Origin of the sequence: Streptomyces sp. NPDC051243, assembly GCF_044455405.1 — a bacterium.
GTDB lineage: Bacteria > Actinomycetota > Actinomycetes > Streptomycetales > Streptomycetaceae > Streptomyces.
Map to the genome: position 1 here is coordinate 341,908 of NZ_JBITES010000010.1, position 18,635 is coordinate 360,542.

Consider the following 18,635-nt stretch of genomic DNA (forward strand, 5'->3'; position numbering starts at 1 on the left):
GTCACGCCTCCGGGATCTCGAACTTGCTGGTGCGCTGCATGCCGGCGGCGCGTCCCTTGCCCGCGATGACCAGCGCCATCTTGCGGCTGGCCTCGTCGATCATCTCGTCGCCGAGCATCGCGGAGCCCTTCTTGCCGCCCGCCTCGGACGTGTAGTAGTCGTACGCGTCCAGGATCAGCTCGGCGTGGTCGTAGTCCTCCTGGGAGGGTGAGAAGATCTCGTTGGACGCCTCGACCTGGCCCGGGTGCAGCACCCACTTGCCGTCGAAGCCGAGCGCGGCGGCGCGCTGGGCGACCTCGCGGTAGCCGTCGATGTTGCGGATCTGCAGGTAGGGGCCGTCGATCGCCTGGAGGTTGTTGGCGCGGGCGGCCATCAGGATCTTCATCAGGATGTAGTGGTAGGCGTCCGCCGGGTAGCCGGGCGGCTGCTCGCCCACGACCAGCGACTTCATGTTGATCGACGCCATGAAGTCGGCGGGGCCGAAGATGATCGTCTCGACGCGCTGGGAGGCCTGCGCGATCTCGTTGACGTTGTTCAGGCCCTGGGCGTTCTCGATCTGCGCCTCGATGCCGATCTTGCCGACCTCGAAGCCCATCGTCTTCTCGATCTGCGTCAGCAGGAGGTCGAGGGCGACGATCTGCTGGGCCGTCTGCACCTTCGGCAGCATGATGCAGTCGAGGTTCTGGCCGGCGCCCTCGACGACGGTGACGACGTCGCGGTACGTCCACTCGGTCGTCCAGTCGTTGACGCGCACGACCCTCGTCTTGCCCGTCCAGTCGCCCTCGTTGAGGAACTTGACGATGGTGTGCCGCGCCTCGGGCTTGGCGAGCGGGGCGCAGGCGTCCTCCAGGTCGAGGAAGACCTGGTCGGCGGGGAGGCCCTGGGCCTTCTCCAGGAAGCGGGGGTTGCTTCCCGGCACGGCGAGGCAGGAGCGCCGCGGGCGAAGGCGGTTGACCTGCGGGGCGGGCGTGGTCATGCGGGGACCTCCAGGGGGTCGAGCTTGTTCGCTTTCCGGATCTCGTCGACGATGCGGCCGATGATTCCGGTGATGTCGAAGTCCTTCGGGGTGAAGACGGCGGCCACTCCGGCGGCCCTGAGCTGCTCGGCGTCACCATTCGGGATGATGCCACCGGCGATCACCGGTATATCTGTGGCACCGGCCACACGGAGCCGCTCCAGCACGTCCGGCACCAGCTGCGCGTGCGAGCCGGAGAGGATCGACAGGCCGACCGCGTGCACGTCCTCCGCGAGGGCCGCGTCCACGATCTGTTCCGGCGTCAGCCTGATGCCCTGGTAGACCACCTCGAAGCCGGCGTCACGCGCCCGCACGGCGATCTGCTCGGCGCCGTTGGAGTGCCCGTCCAGGCCGGGCTTGCCGACCAGGAAGCGCAGCTTGCCCACGCCCAGGTCCTTGGCGGTCAGGTCGACCTTGCGGCGGACCTGGGACAGGGCCGAGCCCTCCTCCACGGCGACGGCCACCGGAGCCGACGAGACCCCGGTCGGCGCCCGGAACTCGCCGAACACCTCGCGCAGGGCCCCGGCCCACTCGCCGGTCGTGACCCCGGCGCGGGCGCACTCCAGGGTGGCCTCCATGAGGTTGTCGGTGCCCTTCGCGGCCTCCTTCAGCCGCTCCAGCGCCTTGCACGGGCGCGGGTGGTTGAAGGGCGGCTGGTAGCGGGTGTCACGCCAGTGCTGCAGCGAGGCGATGACGCGGGCCTCGACGGCCGGGTCGACCGTCTGGATCGCCGTGTCCAGGTCGGCGGTCAGCGGGTTCGGCTCGGTCGTCTCGAAGATGTTGACGCCGACGATCTTCTCCTGACCGGACTCGATCCGGGCCCGGCGCTCGGCGTGCGAGGAGACGAGCTGCGACTTGAGGTAGCCGGACTCGACGGCGGCCATCGCGCCGCCCATCTCCTGGATCCGCTCGATCTCGGCGAGCGACTCCTCGACCAGCTTGGTCACCTTCCCCTCGATGACATGCGAGCCCTCGAAGATGTCCTCGTACTCCAGCAGGTCGCTCTCGTGCGCGAGGACCTGCTGGATGCGCAGCGACCACTGCTGGTCCCAGGGCCGGGGCAGGCCCAGCGCCTCGTTCCAGGCCGGCAACTGCACGGCACGCGCGCGTGCGTCCTTCGAGAGGGTCACGGCCAGCATCTCGAGGACGATCCGCTGGACGTTGTTCTCCGGCTGCGCCTCGGTCAGGCCGAGGGAGTTGACCTGGACGCCGTACCGGAAGCGGCGCTGCTTGGGGTTCTCGATGCCGTACCGCTCGCGCGTGACCTGGTCCCAGATCCGCCCGAACGCCCGCATCTTGCACATCTCCTCGATGAACCGGACGCCCGCGTTCACAAAGAAGGAGATGCGGGCCACGACGTCCCCGAACTTCTCCTCGGGAACCTGCCCTGAGTCGCGTACGGCATCGAGAACCGCGATCGCGGTGGACATCGCGTACGCGATCTCCTGGACCGGCGTGGCGCCCGCCTCCTGCAGGTGGTAGCTGCAGATGTTGATCGGGTTCCACTTCGGGATGTGGGAGACCGTGTACGCGATCATGTCCGTCGTCAGCCGGAGTGAGGGCCCCGGCGGGAAGACATGGGTCCCCCGCGACAGGTACTCCTTGACGATGTCGTTCTGGGTCGTGCCCTGGAGCTTGGTGATGTCCGCGCCCTGCTCCTCGGCGACGACCTGGTAGAGCGCCAGCAGCCACATGGCGGTGGCGTTGATCGTCATCGAGGTGTTCATCTGCTCCAGGGGGATGTCCTGGAACAGCCGGCGCATGTCACCGAGGTGCGCGACCGGCACGCCGACCCGGCCGACCTCGCCGCGGGCGAGGATGTGGTCGGAGTCGTAGCCGGTCTGCGTCGGCAGGTCGAACGCGACCGACAGGCCGGTCTGGCCCTTGGCGAGGTTGCGCCGGTACAGCTCGTTGGACGCCTCGGCCGTGGAGTGACCGGCATAGGTCCGCATGAGCCACGGCCGGTCCTTCTCCCGCTTGCCTTCGGCAGGCTGACGCTCAGTCATCTATGACCTCGACTGCTCTCAGATGTTCCGGAAGCGGTTGATGGCGTCGATGTGCTTGGCGCGCAGCTCCTCGTCGCGCACGCCCAGGCCCTCCTCGGGCGCCATGCACAGGACGCCGACCTTGCCCTGGTGGAGGTTGCGGTGCACGTCGAACGCGGCCTGGCCGGTGTCCTCCAGGGAGTACACCTTCGACAGGGTCGGGTGGATCTTGCCCTTCGCGATGAGCCGGTTGGCCTCCCAGGCCTCACGGTAGTTGGCGAAGTGCGAACCGATGATCCGCTTCAGCGACATCCACAGGTAGCGGTTGTCGTACTGGTGCATGTAGCCCGAGGTCGAGGCGCAGGTGGTGATGGTGCCGCCCTTGCGGGTGACGTAGACGGAGGCGCCGAAGGTCTCGCGGCCGGGGTGCTCGAAGACGATGTCGATGTCCTCGCCGCCGGTGAGTTCGCGGATGCGCTTGCCGAAGCGCTTCCACTCCTTGGGGTCCTGGGTGTTCTCGTCCTTCCAGAACTTGTAGCCCTCGGCGTTGCGGTCGATGATCGCCTCGGCGCCCATCGAACGGCAGATGTCCGCCTTCTGCGGCGAGGAGACGACACAGATGGGGTTGGCGCCACCGGCCAGCGCGAACTGGGTGGCGTAACTGCCGAGTCCGCCGCTCGCGCCCCAGATCAGGACGTTGTCGCCCTGCTTCATGCCGGCGCCGTTGCGGGAGACCAGCTGGCGGTACGCGGTCGAGTTCACCAGGCCCGGAGCGGCGGCCTCCTCCCAGCTGAGGTGGCCCGGCTTCGGCATCAGCTGGTTGGACTTGACCAGCGCGATCTCGGCGAGGCCGCCGAAGTTGGTCTCGAAGCCCCAGATGCGCTGCTCGGGGTCGAGCATGGTGTCGTTGTGGCCGTCGCTGGACTCCAGCTCGACGGACAGACAGTGCGCGACGACCTCGTCACCGGGCTTCCAGGAGTTGACGCCCGGGCCGGTGCGCAGGACGACGCCCGCGAGGTCGGAGCCGATGATGTGGTACGGCAGGTCGTGGCGCTTGGCCAGCTCGCTGGTGCGGCCGTAGCGCTCCAGGAACCCGAAGGTGGACAGCGGCTCGAAGATCGAGGTCCAGACCGAGTTGTAATTGACCGAGGAAGCCATGACGGCCACCAGGGCCTCACCCGGGCCGAGCTCCGGCAGCGGAACGTCGTCCAGGTGGATCGACTTGCGCGGGTCCTTGTCGCGGGTCTGAAGGCCCGCGAACATCTCCGTCTCGTCCTTGTGCACGGTGATCGCGCGGTACGACTCGGGGAGCGGCAGAGCGGCGAAGTCGGCCGGCGTCGAGTCCGGCGACTGGATCGCGTCCAGGATGTCCTTCACGGTCACGGTGTTGCCTCCGGCGGTACGCACCCTGAGGGAGGGGTGCTGAGGGTTACGTCGGTGCTGCTGAGGGTTTTGGTGGTTGCCGTCGGTTCGGCTGGTTGTGCTGTTCGGCAGCGCTTTGTGGCGCGGGAGGTTGCCTGTGACGCAGGCGCCGGGCGCGCAGGCCCCGGGGAGGGCTTGCGGGGACAGCCGGCGTACGAAAGGTCTCTGCACGCCGGCCGCCCGGACTCCTTCAACGTATGGCACCGCGTGTCACCTGACAAGGCACTGGGTGCCAGAACTTGCCCTCAGATGAAATCTTTACGTAACAAATGAGCGATGATCGATCAAAGCTACCGGCGAGTAGGTACCAATCGGGCGCAAAGGGGTGCGCCTCCGGGCGGGGCACGTCAAAGGCCCGGCGCGAGGTTCGCGCCGGGCCCGAGGTCGGTCAGGTGTGGGTCTGTGTGCGGGGTGGCTAGGCGCCCAGGCCGAGGAGCGCCACCTGCAGCGGCAGTGCGGGCTCTTCGGGCAGGGCCGGGGGCTCCTCGCCGCGGCCTGTGTGGGTGGGCGGGACGGTGCGCAGGCCCTGGATGCCGTCGGCGGCCCACTTGGCGTCCGTCGAGGGGAGGGACAGGGTCATGCGCCGCCCGTCGGCCAGCGTGGCTTCGAGCTTGGTCGGGTCGTTCGCCTGCATGGCAACTCACTTCCGTCGCGCACCATGAAGATCCAGTCGAATGGGAGGACGGACAGACCCGCGAATTGGTTCCCGTGCGGAGCCACCGAGAGATCCCGGCGACTCCCTGGGCCCGCTCCTCGACCCCCTCCTCGCCCCCCTAGACCCGCTCCTTCAACGCCTGCTCGATCGTCCGCATCACCTCGTCGAGCGGTGCGTCGGTCCTGGCCACCGCCACCAGTACCTCCCCCTCCGAGGCCACGGAGGCCGGCGTCGTACGCGGCGCCGTGTCCCGGCCGGCCCCGATGCCCGTCCCGAACGTCCTCCGTACGATCGCGAAGGCATGGTCGAGCTGGGCCTCCACGTCACCCTGGCCGCCCGCGCGCAGCCAGCGCCGCAGGACGTGGTTGTGCGCGGTGACCACCGCCGAGGCGGCGACCTCGGCCAGCAGCGGGTCGTCGTTGGCGTCGTCGTCGTGGGCGTGCTCGTCGAAGTGGCCGAGGAGATAGCGGGTGAAGAGGCGCTCGTAGCGGGCCACCGACGCGATCTCCGCCTCACGCAGGGTGGGCACCTCGCGCGTGAGCTTGTAGCGGGCGACCGAGATCTCCGGCCGGGCCGCGTACATCCTCATGACTTCCTTGATGCCACGGCACACGGTGTCGAGCGGATGCTCGTGCGCGGGGGCCGCGTTGAGCACCGCCTCCGCGCGGATCAGCGTGTCGTCGTGGTCCGGGAAGATCGCCTCTTCCTTGGAGCGGAAGTGGCGGAAGAACGTGCGGCGGGCGACCCCGGCCGCGGCCGCGATCTCGTCGACGGTGGTCGCCTCGTACCCCTTGGTCGCGAACAGCTCCATCGCCGCGGCCGCCAGTTCACGGCGCATCTTGAGCCGCTGGGCCGCCGCGCGACTGCCTGCGGCACTTTCCGGCGTGTCGGGCGTAGCTGGTGTACGTGAGGACTTGGCGGGCTGGGACATGACCCGAACGTACTGCATGTGCGCAGCTTGATGCGCATGTACGGGGTTTCCCCCGCCCTCGCCGGGCGGGGGTCCTCCGGCCGGGTCGAGCAGTCCGCCCCAGTCCCGGTCGCCTCTGAACCAGTCGCCGATGCCGTCAGCGGCGGGCATATTCACGGAAGCCGCGGCCCGTCTTGCGGCCGAGGCAGCCCGCGGCCACCAGGTGCTCCAGGAGCGGCGCGGGAGCGAGGCCCGGGTCGCGGAACTCGCGGTGCAGGACCTTCTCGATCGCGAGGGAGACGTCGAGTCCGACGACGTCGAGCAGTTCGAACGGGCCCATCGGGTAGCCGCCGCCCAGCTTCATCGCCGCGTCGATGTCGTCGAGCGACGCGTAGTGCTCCTGCACCATCTTGATCGCGTTGTTCAGGTACGGGAACAGCAGCGCGTTGACGATGAATCCGGCCCGGTCACCGCAGTCCACGGCGTGCTTCTTGATCTTGCCGCAGACCTCGCGGACGGTCGCGTGGACGTCGTCGGCCGTCAGCACCGTACGGACGACCTCGACCAGCTTCATCGCCGGGGCCGGGTTGAAGAAGTGCATGCCGATCACGTCCTGCGGACGCGAGGTGGCGCGGGCACAGGCGACGACGGGCAGTGAGGAGGTGGTGGTGGCCAGGACCGCGCCCGGCTTGCAGACCTTGTCCAGCGTCGTGAACAGCTGCCGCTTGATCTCCAGGTCCTCGGCGACGGCCTCGACGGCCAGGTCGACGTCGGCGAACGCGTCGTAGGAACCCGCCGCGGTGATCAGGTCCAGGGTCCGCGCGGCCGCCTCGGCGGTCATCCGCCCCTTGTCGACGGAGCGGGAAAGCGACTTGCCGATACGGGCCTTCGCGGCCTGCGCCTTCTCCTCGCTGCGGGCGGCCAGCACGACCTCGTACCCGGCCTTCGCGAAGACCTCGGCGATGCCGGAGGCCATGGTGCCGGAGCCCGCGACACCGACGGAGCGCACCGTACGGCCGGGGACGGGCGCGGCACCCTCCAGCGGCGTCAGCGCGTCCCGCACCACGGTGGCGCTGCCCGGCGCCTCGTAGGTGTAGAAGCCACGGCCCGACTTACGGCCCGTCAGACCCGCCTCGCTGAGCTGCTTCAGGATCGGCGCGGGGGCGTGCAGCCGGTCACGGGACTCGGCGTACATGGCCTCCAGGACCGTGCGCGCGGTGTCGATGCCGATCAGGTCGAGCAGCGCCAGCGGCCCCATCGGGAGCCCGCAGCCCAGCCGCATCGCGGCGTCGATGTCCTCGCGGGAGGCGTACTTCGCCTCGTACATCGCGGCCGCCTGGTTGAGGTAGCCGAACAGCAGGCCGTCGGCGACGAACCCGGGCCGGTCGCCGACCGCGACGGGCTCCTTGCCGAGGTCCAGGGCGAGGTTGGTGACCGCGGAGACGGCCGTCGGCGCGGTCAGCACGGAGGAGACGACCTCGACCAGCCGCATGGCCGGCGCCGGGTTGAAGAAGTGCAGACCGAGAACGCGCTCGGGCCGGGCGGAGTCGGCGGCCAGGCGCGTGACCGACAGGGCGTTGGTGCCGGTCGCGAGGATGGTCTCGGGGCGCACGATCCCGTCCAGTTCCCGGAAGATCTGGTGCTTGATCTCGTACGACTCCGGAGCCACCTCGATGACCAGGTCCGCGTCGGCCGCGGCCCGCAGGTCGGTGGAGGTGCGGACCCGGGCCAGGGCCTCGGCGCGGTCCTCCTCGGTGAGCCGGCCGCGCTCCACGGCGCGGGCGGTCGAGGCCTCCAGGGCGGCGACGGACCGGGCGGTCGCGGCCTCGCTGATGTCGATGCCGATGACCTCGCGCCCGGCCTTGGCCAGGACCTCGGCGATACCGGTGCCCATGGTGCCGAGGCCGACCACGGCAACGGTCTTGAGCGGGGACAGAGGGGTGTCGGACAGGGGAGTGGCCATCGCGGGACTCCAGGAATGAGGGTGACGACTGGGAACACGCCCAGGTGCGCCGAAGGGGGCCCGACCGGAGTCGAAGCCGAACCATGAGCGCACCGGGTGCGGTGGAAAATGCGGGTGTTGCCGGGCTGCGAGCGCACACGCCCGGTGCCGTCGCTACGGACGTGCACACGTCCGAGGAGCGGTGATGACCGACCGGCCCTGTCCCGTGGCCGAGTCGTACTGCGGTACTCGATGTACCGAACCGACTGCTTCTCGCGGCGGCTGCGTCACCAGGCCGCCGTGAGCAGTTCGCGAGTGGGTGACTCGCTCGTATGAGCTTAACCAGTGGGTAACGAGCGCGCTAGTCCCCGAGTTTGTGATGTAGGTCCCGCTCGCCGACGGACCCCTCTACGCTCGCCCTCATGGACGAAGAGTTGCGATCACTCACGGAGCGCTTACGGCAGGAGTCCGGAGCGCCGGCCGCGTACGACCGCCTCGTCGCGACCGAGGACCCCGACGAACTGGCGGACCTGCTCACCGCTCCCGGGCAGCCACTGTGGGCCAGGGAACTGGCCGCGTTCCGGCTGGGCCTGGCCGGGGACCGCCGGGCCTTCGAGTCCCTCGTCCTGCTGCTGAACCACCGCGACCCGCAGCGCTGTGCCTCCGCCGCCCACGCCCTCGCCCGCCTCGGCGACCCGCGCACGGCCCGCGCGGCCGCCGCCCTCGCCACCAACGAACTCCGCGTCGCCTACGCCCTGCATCCGGTCCGCCTCCTCGTCGAGCTGCGCGCCCCCGAGGCCGTGCCCGCCCTGATCACCACCCTGGAACGCAGGCTCCGCCCGCACGACCCCTACCGCCGCGTGGCCCTCGCCTGTGTGGAGGGCCTCGGCGCGCTCGGTGACACCCGGGCCAGGCGTGTCCTGAACGAGGCGCTGGCCCACCCGGCCCTCGCGGAGGCGGCGGTGCGGGCGCTGGCGCGGATTCCTAGGCCTCGTTGAGCGTGCGTACGTACCGCACCTCGGGAACCGGGACGCCGTCCACCTCGAACGGCTCCTCGGCGCCGTTGGCCTCGAAGCCCGCCCGTTCGTAGAAGCGGCGGGCACGAGCGTTGCCCTCGACGACCCACAGGTACATGCGTTCGTGGCCGCGGGCCGTGCGGTTCCACAGGGCTTCCAGCAGCAGCTTGTGCCCGATGCCGGTGCCGTACCGCCGTGGGTCCACGTAGAGGGCGTACAACTCGGCTTCGTCGGTAAGGAATTCACCGTCCCGGTACGGCCCGTGACAAGCCCAGCCCGCGACCTCGCCGTCCCATTCCGCGACCAGGTTCACGACGCTGCCGTCTCCCTGTGCGAAGCGGGCGCGATGCCGCTCGGCGTCCCGCGCCACGCTCATCGCGTTGAGGTACGACTGCGGAATCAGACCCTGGTAGGCGCTCTGCCAGCCGCGCACACGGATCTCGGCCACGCGTTCGCAGTCTGCGAGGGTCATGGGGCGGATGAGAAGGCGATCGTCGTCCATGGTGGCACCCTAGGCACCGCCCGCCCACACAGCCTCCGAATTATCCGCCGACCACCGCGAACGCCTCCACCTCCATCAGGAACTCCGGCCGCACCAGCCCGGCGACCTGCACCGCCGACGCGGCCGGCAGCCGGTCGTCGGGTATGTGCTCGGCGCGGGCCGCGCGGACGGCGGGCAGGTGTGCCATGTCCGTGACGAAGTAGGTGAGTTTGACGACGTCGTCGAAGGTGGCCCCCGCCGCGGCCAGGCAGCGCCTCAGGTTCTCGAAGACCTGGCGGGCCTGGGCCGCCGGGTCGCCCTCGCCGACGAGCCCGCCGTCCTCGTCCAGAGCGAGCTGGCCCGACACGGCGACGAAACGGCCGGTGCCGAGCACGACATGCGTGTACTGGGCGGCGGGGGCGACGCCGTCGGGGGCGGGGATCCTGGTCAGCTCACTCATGGGTCCATGGTGGACCATGGGTCTGACAACGCCCCCGACGGACCGTCAGCAGGCTGCGGCCGGGTGGCCGGGTGGCCAGGTGGTCGGTGCTCAGGCGGTCAGGGCCGGAAGCCCAGGAGCTCGTGCAGCTCGGCGCCCCGCGACGACATCGATGTGACCTTGGACTTCAGCGGTTTCGGATCGGGCAGCGCCTCGCACACCGCGTCGACCTCGCCCGCGCCGCGCGGCACCGTGCCGTCGGCCAGGTAGGCCGCGAGGTGCTTGTCCAGGCAGCCGTTCCCGCCCAGCGTGATGGCGTGGTTGCCGCCGCCGCGCTCGACCACCAGGCTGGACCGGGCCAGCTTCCGGTGCACCGTGACGCCTCCCTCGTACGGGGTGGCCGCGTCGTCGGTCGCCTGGAACAGCAGCATCGGCGGCACCCTGCCGTTGTCGATGCTCACCGACGGGAGCGAGGCCGTCGGCCAGAAGGCGCACGGCGCGTTGTACCAGGCGTTGCTCCAGGTCATGAAGGGTGCCTTCGCGTGCACGGCCCAGTTGTCCGCCCGCCACCGCCGCCAGTCGCGCGACCAGGCGGCGTCCCGGCACTGCACCGAGGTGTAGACGCTGTAGCCGTTGTCGTCGGACGCTCCGGTGGCGGCGAACCTCTCGTACGCCTCGACCAGCGGATCGGCGTCCTTGTCTTTCGCGTACGCCGCGAACGCCTCGGCGAGGTAGGGCCAGTAGCCGTTGTAGTAGCCGCCGGGGATGAACGTGTCCTCCAGTTCGGCGGCGCCCACCTTCCCGCCGGCCGGCTTCTTGGCCAGGGCCGTCCGCATCGCGTACCACTTGGCCTCGACCTTCGACGGATCGGTACCGAGCTCGTACGTGCCGTCGTACCGCGCGACCCACGCCATGAAGGCGCGGTGGCGGTCGTTGAAGGCGTGGTCCTGCGCGAGGTTGACCTCGTACCAGACGCCGGTCGGGTCGACGACCGAGTCCAGGGCCGCGCGCCGCACGCGCTGCGGGAAGAGCTTGGCATAGACCGCGCCGAGGTAGGTGCCGTATGAGTAACCGAAGTAGGTGATCTGCTTCGCCCCGAGTGCCGCGCGGATCCGGTCCATGTCGCGCGCGGCGCTGATCGTGTTGATGTGCGGCAGCACGTCCGCGTATTTCTCGCCGCAGGCCCGCGCGAAGGACTTGGCGCGTTCGAGGTTGGCCCGCTCGATCCGGGATGTCGTCGGCACCGAGTCCGGGCGCACCGCGTCGAAGTGGCCGGGCCTGCAGTCGAGGGCGGGACTGCTCTTGCCCACGCCGCGCGGGTCGAAGCCGATGACGTCGTACTGTGCCGCCACCGCCTTGGGCAGCCCCGAGGCGACGAAACCGGCGAGGGTCAGGCCGCTGCCGCCGGGCCCGCCGGGGTTGACCAGCAGGGGGCCCTGGTACTTCTTCGCGGTGTGCGGGACGCGGGACAGCGCGAGTGTGATCTGCCGACCGTTCGGGCGGGCGTGGTCGAGCGGCACCTCGAGGGACGCGCACTGGAGCGTCGGGTAGTTCTTCGTGCCGCACTTCTTCCAGCTGAGCGGCGCGGCGTGAGCGGCTGCGGCGGTGTGCGGCGGGCGTGCCTCGGCGGGGACGGCCGTCACGGTCCCGGCCACGAGGGTGGCGGCCCCGCACAGCACGGCTGCGCGTCTTCGCATGGGGTCCTCCCAGGACGGCGGGTCGCGGACCGCGAGTCTCACGGTCCTGGCCGCATCGTCCCGGCGTGGGCATCCGGAAGAACCCGTTCTGTAAAGACTTGACCCGATTGGGTCGAGAGATGCGCTCGAATGCTCTCAGATGAGCGTAAGTTGGGTCGGTTCGGTCGCTGCGTGCCCCGTCGTCGCGTGCCCGGTCGGCTCGGGCTCGCGGATTCGCCGGGGCATGCCCGCGCGCGTGGGGCCGATGCCGTACTCCTGCGCCAAGTCGTGTACCTGACGGGTGATCCGGCGCTGGTACCACTTCGGCGCGTAGGCGCCGTCCGCGTACAGCCGCTCGTAACGGCGCACCAGCTGCGGGTGACTGCGGCCGAGCCAGGCCATGAACCACTCACGGGCCCCGGGCCGCAGATGCAGCACCAGCGGAGTGACCGAGGTCGCCCCGGAGGCGGCGATCGCCCGCACGGTGGCCCGCAGTTGGGCCGGGTGGTCGCTGAGGAACGGAATCACCGGCGCCATCAGCACCCCGCACCCGAGTCCGTGCTCGGTGAGGGTCCGTACGACGTCCAGGCGCCGCTCGGGCGCTGGGGTGCCCGGTTCCACGGTGCGCCACAGCTCGGCGTCGACGAAGCCGACCGAGACCGAGATGCCGACGTCCGTCACCTCGGACGACTGCTTCAGCAGATCGAGGTCGCGCAGGATCAGCGTGCCCTTGGTCAGGATCGAGTAGGGGTTGGCATGGTCGCGCAGGGCGGCGAGGATGCCCGGCATCAGGCGGTAGCGGCCCTCGGCGCGCTGGTAGCAGTCGACGTTCGTGCCCATCGCTATGTGATCGCCCAGCCAGCGGCGTGAGGACAGCTGGCGGCGCAGCAGTTCCGGCGCGTTCACCTTGACCACGATCTGGGAGTCGAAGCCTAGGCCCGTGTCGAGGTCCAGATAGCTGTGGGTCTTGCGGGCGAAGCAGTAGACGCACGCGTGCGTGCAGCCCCGATAGGGGTTGACCGTCCACTCGAAGGGCATGCGCGAGGCGCCCGGCACCCGGTTGATGATCGAGCGGGCCCGGATCTCGTGGAAGGTGATCCCGGCGAACTCCGGTGTGTCGAAGGTCCGGGTGACCACGGCGTCCGCGCCGAACAGCGCGGCGTCGGCCCGGCTGTGGTCGGACTCAAGGGTGAGGTTCTCCCAGCGCATGGTGCCTCCTCGGTAGCACTGCCCTCAGAATAGAACACATGTTCCCTTGATCGTGCGACCTCTCTCCCCCTTCCGATTTCGATCACTGTGCGATCGCTTCGGGAAGCTGATCGGGACCCCGATTTGGGTGGTCCGGGAGCGGGGTGGTTGGCTTGCTCCAACCCCCGAGCAATCAGGTCCTGGAGGAAGTCAATGGCGCAGGTCGAGGCCACTACGGAGCGGGTCGTCGCGGCGGACGCGGAGAAGGTGTTCGACGCCCTCGCCGACTACAGCGGCACCCGGCACAAGCTGCTGCCCGAGCACTTCAGCGAGTACGAGGTGCGCGAGGGCGGCGACGGCGAGGGCACCCTCGTGCACTGGAAGCTCCAGGCCACCAGCAAGCGCGTCCGCGACTGCCTCCTGGAGGTCAGCGAGCCCACCGACGGCGAGCTCGTCGAGAAGGACCGCAACTCCTCCATGGTCACCACCTGGCGGGTCACCCCGGCCGGCGAGGGCAAGTCCCGGGTCGTCGTCACCACCACCTGGCAGGGCGCCGGCGGCATCGGCGGCTTCTTCGAGAAGACCTTCGCGCCCAAGGGCCTCGGCCGGATCTACGACGCGCTGCTCGAGAAGCTCGCAGCCGAGGTCGAGAGTTAAGTCCCCGGTGTGCGGGGGCCCTTGGCCTCCTCACCGGATCGAGTGGATCCCCGTCGTGTCCGGGATGGTGCCGTAACTTGCCGTGCTTGCTCGTAGTTGTCGCCTAATGCGGGAATTGTGAGCAGGTGCGGTGAGGGGAGCGGTACGTGGGCGGCACGACTCTGGTGCAGGACGAGACCGTCACCGCACCTCCTCCACCGGTTCCACCCCAAGGCGCCGAGGCCCGACTGAGCCCGCGCCGGGTGCGGCTGGTCTTCTTCGCCCTGATGCTCGCGCTGCTGCTGGCCGCGCTGGAGCAGATGATCGTCGCCACCGCGCTGCCGAAGATCGTCGGTGAGCTGCACGGCCTGGACAGGATGTCCTGGGCGATCACCGCCTACCTGCTCACCGCCACCGTCGGCCTGCCGATCTACGGCAAGCTCGGCGATCTCCTCGGCCGCAAGGGCGTCTTCCAGTTCGCGATCGTCGTCTTCGTCGCCGGCTCCGCACTCGCCGGACGGGCCGAGACCATGGACCAGCTGATCGCCTACCGCGCCATCCAGGGCGTCGGCGCGGGCGGACTCATGATCGGCGTCCAGGCGATCATCGCCGACATCGTGCCGGCCCGGGAGCGCGGCCGCTTCATGGGCCTGATCGGCGCCGCGTTCGGCCTCGCCTCGGTCGCCGGACCCCTGCTGGGCGGCTACTTCACGGACCACCTGTCCTGGCGCTGGTGCTTCTACATCAACATCCCCTTCGGCCTCGTCACCCTGGCCGTCGTGGCCGTCGCACTGAAGCTGCCCAAGCCGCGGGGCAGGCGCCGGCTCGACATCCTCGGCTCCCTGCTGCTCGCCGCCGCCTCCACCTGCCTGGTCCTGCTGACCAGTTGGGGCGGCACCGAGCACGCCTGGAACTCGCGGGTCATCCTCGGCCTCGGCGCGGGAGCCGTGGTCTCCACCGTGCTGTTCCTCGTCGTCGAGCACTTCGCCGTCGAACCCCTCATCCCGCTGCGGCTGTTCAGGGACTCCGTCTTCAACATCACCGGCCTGGTCGGCCTCGTGATCGGCGTCGCCTTGTTCGGCGCGGCCAGCTATCTGCCGACCTTCCTGCAGATGGTCGACGGCGCCACGGCCACCGAGTCGGGGCTGCTCATGCTGCCGATGATGGGCGGCATCGTCGGCGCCTCGATCATCTCCGGCCAGCTCATCAGCCGCACCGGCCGCTACAAGCTCCACCCCGTGCTCGGCAGCGCCCTCTCGGTCGCCGGCATGTGGCTGCTGTCCCGCCTCGAAGCGGACACGCCCCGGCTGCACTACAGCGTCTGGACGGCCGTGCTCGGCGCCGGCATCGGCATGGTGATGCCGGTCCTGATCCTCGCCGTACAGAACTCCGTGCGCCCCGCCGACCTCGGCACCGCCACCAGCGCCAACAACTACTTCCGGCAGATCGGCGGCAGCGTCGGCGCCGCGGTCTTCGGCACCCTCTTCGCCGACCGGCTCGCCGACGCCCTCGCCGAACACCTGCCCACGCGCGCGGGCGCCGGGCTGCCCGACCCCGAGTCCATCACCCCGCAGCTCGTCCACGCCATGCCGCCGGACCTGCGCGACGGCTACATCCGGGCCTACGCCGAGGCCATGCCGCGCATCTTCCTCTACCTGGTGCCGGTGCTCGTCCTCGGCCTGCTGATCGCCCTCTTCCTCAAGGAGAAACCCCTGGTGTCCCATGACGTCCCGGCCCTGGAGACGGAACCGGCGCCGGTCAACCCCACGATCCCCCCGAGCCTCCCCCACCCTTCGGGCGGAAGGACCCCCATCTCGCTTCGCTCGCCGCGCACCGCCGACGTTCCCGTGCGCGGCACCGTGCAGCACCCCGACGGCACCGTCGTACCCCGCGCGGCGATCACACTCATCGACATCGCCGGGCAGCAGATCGGACGCGGCGCGACGGGCGAGAACGGACGGTACGCGCTGGTGACGCCGGGCCCGGGGGCGTACGTGCTGATCGCCGCCGCGGGCGGCCACCAGCCGCAGGCCGTCTCCGTGACCGTCGGCGAGCGCCCCGTCGACCTGGACATCGTCCTCGGCGGCGCCGGACGCCTCGCCGGACGGGTGCTCACCCCGGACGGCACGCCCGTGGACGCCACCGTGACACTCACCGACGTCCACGGCGAGGTCGTCGCCACCACCCGCAGCGACCGTGAGGGCGGCTACGTCATCACCGAGTTGGTCGCCGGCGAGTACACCCTCGCCGCCAGCTCGCCCGCCTTCCGTCCGGCCGCCGTTCCCGCCATTGTGAAGGCGGCCCGCGAGACCCGCCAGGACATCGAGCTCGCCGGCGGCGCCCTGCTGCGCGGCACCGTGCGGGCGGGCGGCGGGCGGCCCGTGGAGGACGCGCGCGTGACGCTGCTCGACGCGGCCGGCAACGTCATGGACACCCTCACCACCGGCCCGGACGGCACCTTCCGGTTCGTCGACCTCGCCACCGGCGAGTACACCGTCATCGCCACCGGTTACCCGCCGGTCGCCACCGTGCTCCAGGTCGTCGGCGGAGGCCGCACGGAACGCGACCTTCAGCTCGGACACGACGACTGAGCCGGGGACCGGGAGCCCGCGGCTGTCCTGTGAGGACGCGGAGCGCACCGCGTCCCCGCGTGCCCGCGCGCTCCCGGCTCACCAATTCCCGTATTGCCGCACATCGCCTCCGCCCGGAGCCGTACGGTGGAGTAGGCGGCAGATCTTGCGGAGCCGTGGGGAGAGAGGTCTGGGCCATGGACCGTGGCACCGAGAGGGACGGCGCGGTGACGGAGCACGCCGCGGCCGGCCGCATCCCGCTGGCCGTGGTCGTGGTCGACCGCGAGGGCCTCGTGTCCCACTGGAGCTCCGGCGCACGCCGTCTGTTCGGGGCCGACAAGGAAGAGGCGATCGGACGCCCGGCCGTCGATCTGCTGCCCGTCTCCGGAGCGCTGCCCGAGGACGAGGACATCTCGCCGTACGGGGCGTACTCGACGTACGACGGACTCGGCCACGACCTCGAATCGTCCCTCGACGGGCGGCTGTTCTACCCGGCCGCGGGCCGCGCCCGCCTCACCGTGCCCGAGCGGGGCGACACGGTGGCAGCCCCGCCCGAAGGACGGGGGAGCGAGCGCGTCGACGTCCTGTGGTGGGCGTACCCGCTCGTGGGCCCCGGACCGGAGCGGCTCCTCGTGCTCGGCGCGGACGTGGGCCGGCTCCAGCAGGACGACGGCGACGACGACCCCGGCTTCGACCGCGTCGCACCCGGCTTCGCCCTGCACACCGACTTCCCCGGAGCCGAGGAACTCGCCCGCCGCCTCCCCGAGATCCTGCCCAGCATGAGCGTCCAGGAAGGCGCCCGCATCGTCGGCCAGATTCTCGAACTCGGCTATCCCGTCCTGGAGTTCAGCCAGAACGACCGGGTGCCCGTCACCCCCGACTGGGGCGTGCCCCGGCGCGTGGAGCGCAAGGCCCGCCGTGAGCGCGCCGCCCGGGCCGCCGCCGAGGGCCTGCCGTTATCGCAGGAGCACGCCGACGACGGCGAGGACCTCGAATACGCCGCCGTACGCGAACGCCTGGAGTTCCTCAACGAGGTCAGCGGCCGCATCGGCACCTCCCTCGACCTGTCGCGGACCATCATCGAGGTCAGCAAGGCCGTCGTCCCGCGCTTCACCGACGTCGCCGGCACCTATCTGCGCGAGCAGGTCGTCGCGGGTGAGGGATTCCCCGACGGCGTGCCCGACACGACCACCATGTGGCACCGGGTCGCCGTCGAGCACACCGACGAACCCGGCCGCTGGGACGACGTCGTTCCGGTCGGCGAGGCCATGCCCTTTCCGGCGCACACGCCGTTCTTCCAGTGCATGACCAGCGGCGAGCCCGTCCTCGTGCCGCGCATCAGCGAGCAGATGGGCCACGCCATCGCCTCGCAGTTCGAGAAGCGTGACATCCGGCCACTGATCACCAACCGGTCGATGCTGGTCGTACCGCTGAAGGCGCGCAACGTCGTCCTCGGCTTCATGATCCTGCTGCGCCACCCCGAGCGGCCCGTCTTCAACGACATGGACCGCGTCACGGGCGCCGAACTCGCCGCCCGTGCGGGCCTCGTGCTCGACAACGCGCGCATGTACACCTACCAGGAGAGCGTCGCCGAGACCCTCCAGGACAGCATGCTGCCGCACATCCCGCCGCGCATGGCGGGCTGCGACATCGCCACCCGCTATCTGCCGGGTACCTTGCTGGGGCGCGTCGGCGGTGACTGGTTCGACTCGGTGAAACTGCCCGGCGCCCGCACCGCCCTCGTCGTCGGCGACGTCATGGGGCACGGCCTCAACTCCGCGGCCATGATGGGCCAGTTGCGTACGGCCGTACAGACCATGGCCGCCCTCGACCTGCCGCCCGCCCAACTGCTGCGCAACCTGGACGACCTCGCCCAGCGCCTCGGCGACACCTACCTCGCGACCTGCCTGTACGCCGTCTACGACCCCATCGCGAGCGAACTGCACATCGCCAACGCCGGTCACATCCCGCCCGTCCTGGTCCGCGCCGACGACGGACGCAGCGAGCTGCTCGACCTGCCCACGGGCGCGCCGATCGGCGTCGGCGGGGTGCCCTTCGAGGCGGTGCGCGTGCGCGTGGAGCCCGGCGACCGGATCGTGATGTGCACCGACGGACTGGTCGAGGTACGCGGCGAGGACATCGGTGTCGGCCTCGCGACCCTCTGCGAGTCCGCCGCCCACCCGGCCGCCTCCATGGACGACGCCTGCGACACCGTCATCCGCGCACTCAACACCCGTGGCGGCCGCAAGGACGACGTGGCTCTGCTGATGGCCCGCCTCAACGGCATCGAACCCGAGGACGTCGCCGAGTGGCGGATCGGCCTCGACCCGGTGGAGGTCGGCCGGGCCCGCGCCGTGGTCCGTGAGCAGCTCCACGACTGGGGCCTGCCACGCCTCGCCCACACCGCCGAGCTGCTGGTCAGCGAGCTCGTCACCAACGCCGTACGGCACTCCCACGGCCGCCCGGTCGAACTGCGCCTGGTGCGCGGCGACACGCTGCTGTGCGAGGTCGACGACGACGATCACGACCTGCCGACGCTGCTCAACGCCGGTTCCTTGGACGAGTCCGGGCGTGGGCTGCGCGTCGTGAGCACCCTGGCCCGAGAGTGGGGCACCAGCCGTACGAGCGCCGGAAAGACCGTCTGGTTCGAACTCACGCTCCCGCGCCGCTGATCCCTTCAGGCCCGCAGGGCGTACGACG

Annotated in this window: 14 protein-coding genes; 4 read left to right on the forward strand and 10 right to left on the reverse strand. The window is 70.4% G+C overall.

Features of this window, described 5'->3' with window-relative positions; genetic code table 11:
- Position 1: 1 nt before the first annotated feature.
- The 6 genes from ACIBAG_RS26650 to ACIBAG_RS26675 all read right to left on the reverse strand — a co-directional run bounded on the left by ACIBAG_RS26650 (position 2) and on the right by ACIBAG_RS26675 (position 7,950).
- Positions 2-976, reverse strand: a complete 975-nt coding sequence (locus tag ACIBAG_RS26650) for an HpcH/HpaI aldolase/citrate lyase family protein (RefSeq protein WP_399108157.1) — start codon at positions 974-976, stop codon at positions 2-4.
- On the reverse strand, positions 973-3,021 hold the full coding sequence (locus ACIBAG_RS26655) for a protein meaA (protein ID WP_399108158.1): 2,049 nt from the start codon (positions 3,019-3,021) through the stop codon (positions 973-975). The genes ACIBAG_RS26650 and ACIBAG_RS26655 overlap by 4 nt, the downstream gene beginning before the upstream one ends.
- A gap of 18 nt (positions 3,022-3,039) precedes the next feature.
- Complete coding sequence (gene ccrA / locus ACIBAG_RS26660) at positions 3,040-4,383, reverse strand: crotonyl-CoA carboxylase/reductase (protein WP_399108159.1); 1,344 nt, start codon at positions 4,381-4,383, stop codon at positions 3,040-3,042.
- Positions 4,384-4,837: 454 nt separating this feature from the next.
- The gene (locus tag ACIBAG_RS26665) at positions 4,838-5,056 is read right to left on the reverse strand and encodes a hypothetical protein (RefSeq protein WP_399108161.1); all 219 of its coding nucleotides are present in this window, start codon (positions 5,054-5,056) and stop codon (positions 4,838-4,840) included.
- A 139-nt stretch (positions 5,057-5,195) separates the two neighbouring features.
- Positions 5,196-6,008 (reverse strand): TetR family transcriptional regulator, encoded by an 813-nt coding sequence (locus tag ACIBAG_RS26670; RefSeq protein ID WP_399108162.1) that lies wholly within the window; start codon positions 6,006-6,008, stop codon positions 5,196-5,198.
- 136 nt (positions 6,009-6,144) lie between these two features.
- Positions 6,145-7,950, reverse strand: coding sequence for a 3-hydroxyacyl-CoA dehydrogenase family protein (locus tag ACIBAG_RS26675; protein WP_399108163.1), 1,806 nt, complete (start codon positions 7,948-7,950; stop codon positions 6,145-6,147).
- 401 nt (positions 7,951-8,351) lie between these two features.
- On the opposite strand from ACIBAG_RS26675, the gene ACIBAG_RS26680 reads away from it, so the two are divergent.
- Positions 8,352-8,927: an adenylosuccinate lyase gene (locus tag ACIBAG_RS26680; RefSeq protein WP_399108165.1), complete on the forward strand. Its 576-nt coding sequence runs from the start codon at positions 8,352-8,354 to the stop codon at positions 8,925-8,927.
- Here the strand turns inward: ACIBAG_RS26680 and ACIBAG_RS26685 are convergent.
- The 4 genes from ACIBAG_RS26685 to ACIBAG_RS26700 form a co-directional block, all read right to left on the reverse strand.
- Positions 8,914-9,447, reverse strand: a complete 534-nt coding sequence (locus ACIBAG_RS26685; RefSeq protein ID WP_399108167.1) for a GNAT family N-acetyltransferase — start codon at positions 9,445-9,447, stop codon at positions 8,914-8,916. The two genes, ACIBAG_RS26680 and ACIBAG_RS26685, sit on opposite strands and share 14 nt — an antisense overlap.
- Positions 9,448-9,487: 40 nt before the next feature.
- The gene (locus tag ACIBAG_RS26690) at positions 9,488-9,886 is read right to left on the reverse strand and encodes a RidA family protein (RefSeq protein ID WP_399108168.1); all 399 of its coding nucleotides are present in this window, start codon (positions 9,884-9,886) and stop codon (positions 9,488-9,490) included.
- A 98-nt stretch (positions 9,887-9,984) separates the two neighbouring features.
- The gene (locus tag ACIBAG_RS26695; protein ID WP_399108169.1) at positions 9,985-11,562 is read right to left on the reverse strand and encodes an alpha/beta hydrolase; all 1,578 of its coding nucleotides are present in this window, start codon (positions 11,560-11,562) and stop codon (positions 9,985-9,987) included.
- A gap of 135 nt (positions 11,563-11,697) precedes the next feature.
- The gene (locus ACIBAG_RS26700) at positions 11,698-12,750 is read right to left on the reverse strand and encodes an Rv2578c family radical SAM protein (protein WP_399108171.1); all 1,053 of its coding nucleotides are present in this window, start codon (positions 12,748-12,750) and stop codon (positions 11,698-11,700) included.
- A gap of 192 nt (positions 12,751-12,942) precedes the next feature.
- Between ACIBAG_RS26700 and ACIBAG_RS26705 the strand changes: the two genes are divergently transcribed.
- From ACIBAG_RS26705 to ACIBAG_RS26715, 3 genes are all read left to right on the forward strand, one after another.
- Complete coding sequence (locus tag ACIBAG_RS26705; RefSeq protein WP_399108172.1) at positions 12,943-13,386, forward strand: SRPBCC family protein; 444 nt, start codon at positions 12,943-12,945, stop codon at positions 13,384-13,386.
- Positions 13,387-13,532: 146 nt separating this feature from the next.
- Positions 13,533-15,956: an MFS transporter gene (locus ACIBAG_RS26710; RefSeq protein ID WP_399108174.1), complete on the forward strand. Its 2,424-nt coding sequence runs from the start codon at positions 13,533-13,535 to the stop codon at positions 15,954-15,956.
- A gap of 176 nt (positions 15,957-16,132) precedes the next feature.
- Positions 16,133-18,607 carry a SpoIIE family protein phosphatase gene (locus ACIBAG_RS26715; protein WP_399108176.1) on the forward strand — a complete coding sequence of 825 codons (2,475 nt, stop codon included), beginning with the start codon at positions 16,133-16,135 and terminating at the stop codon, positions 18,605-18,607.
- The last annotated feature ends 28 nt before the right edge of the window (positions 18,608-18,635 follow it).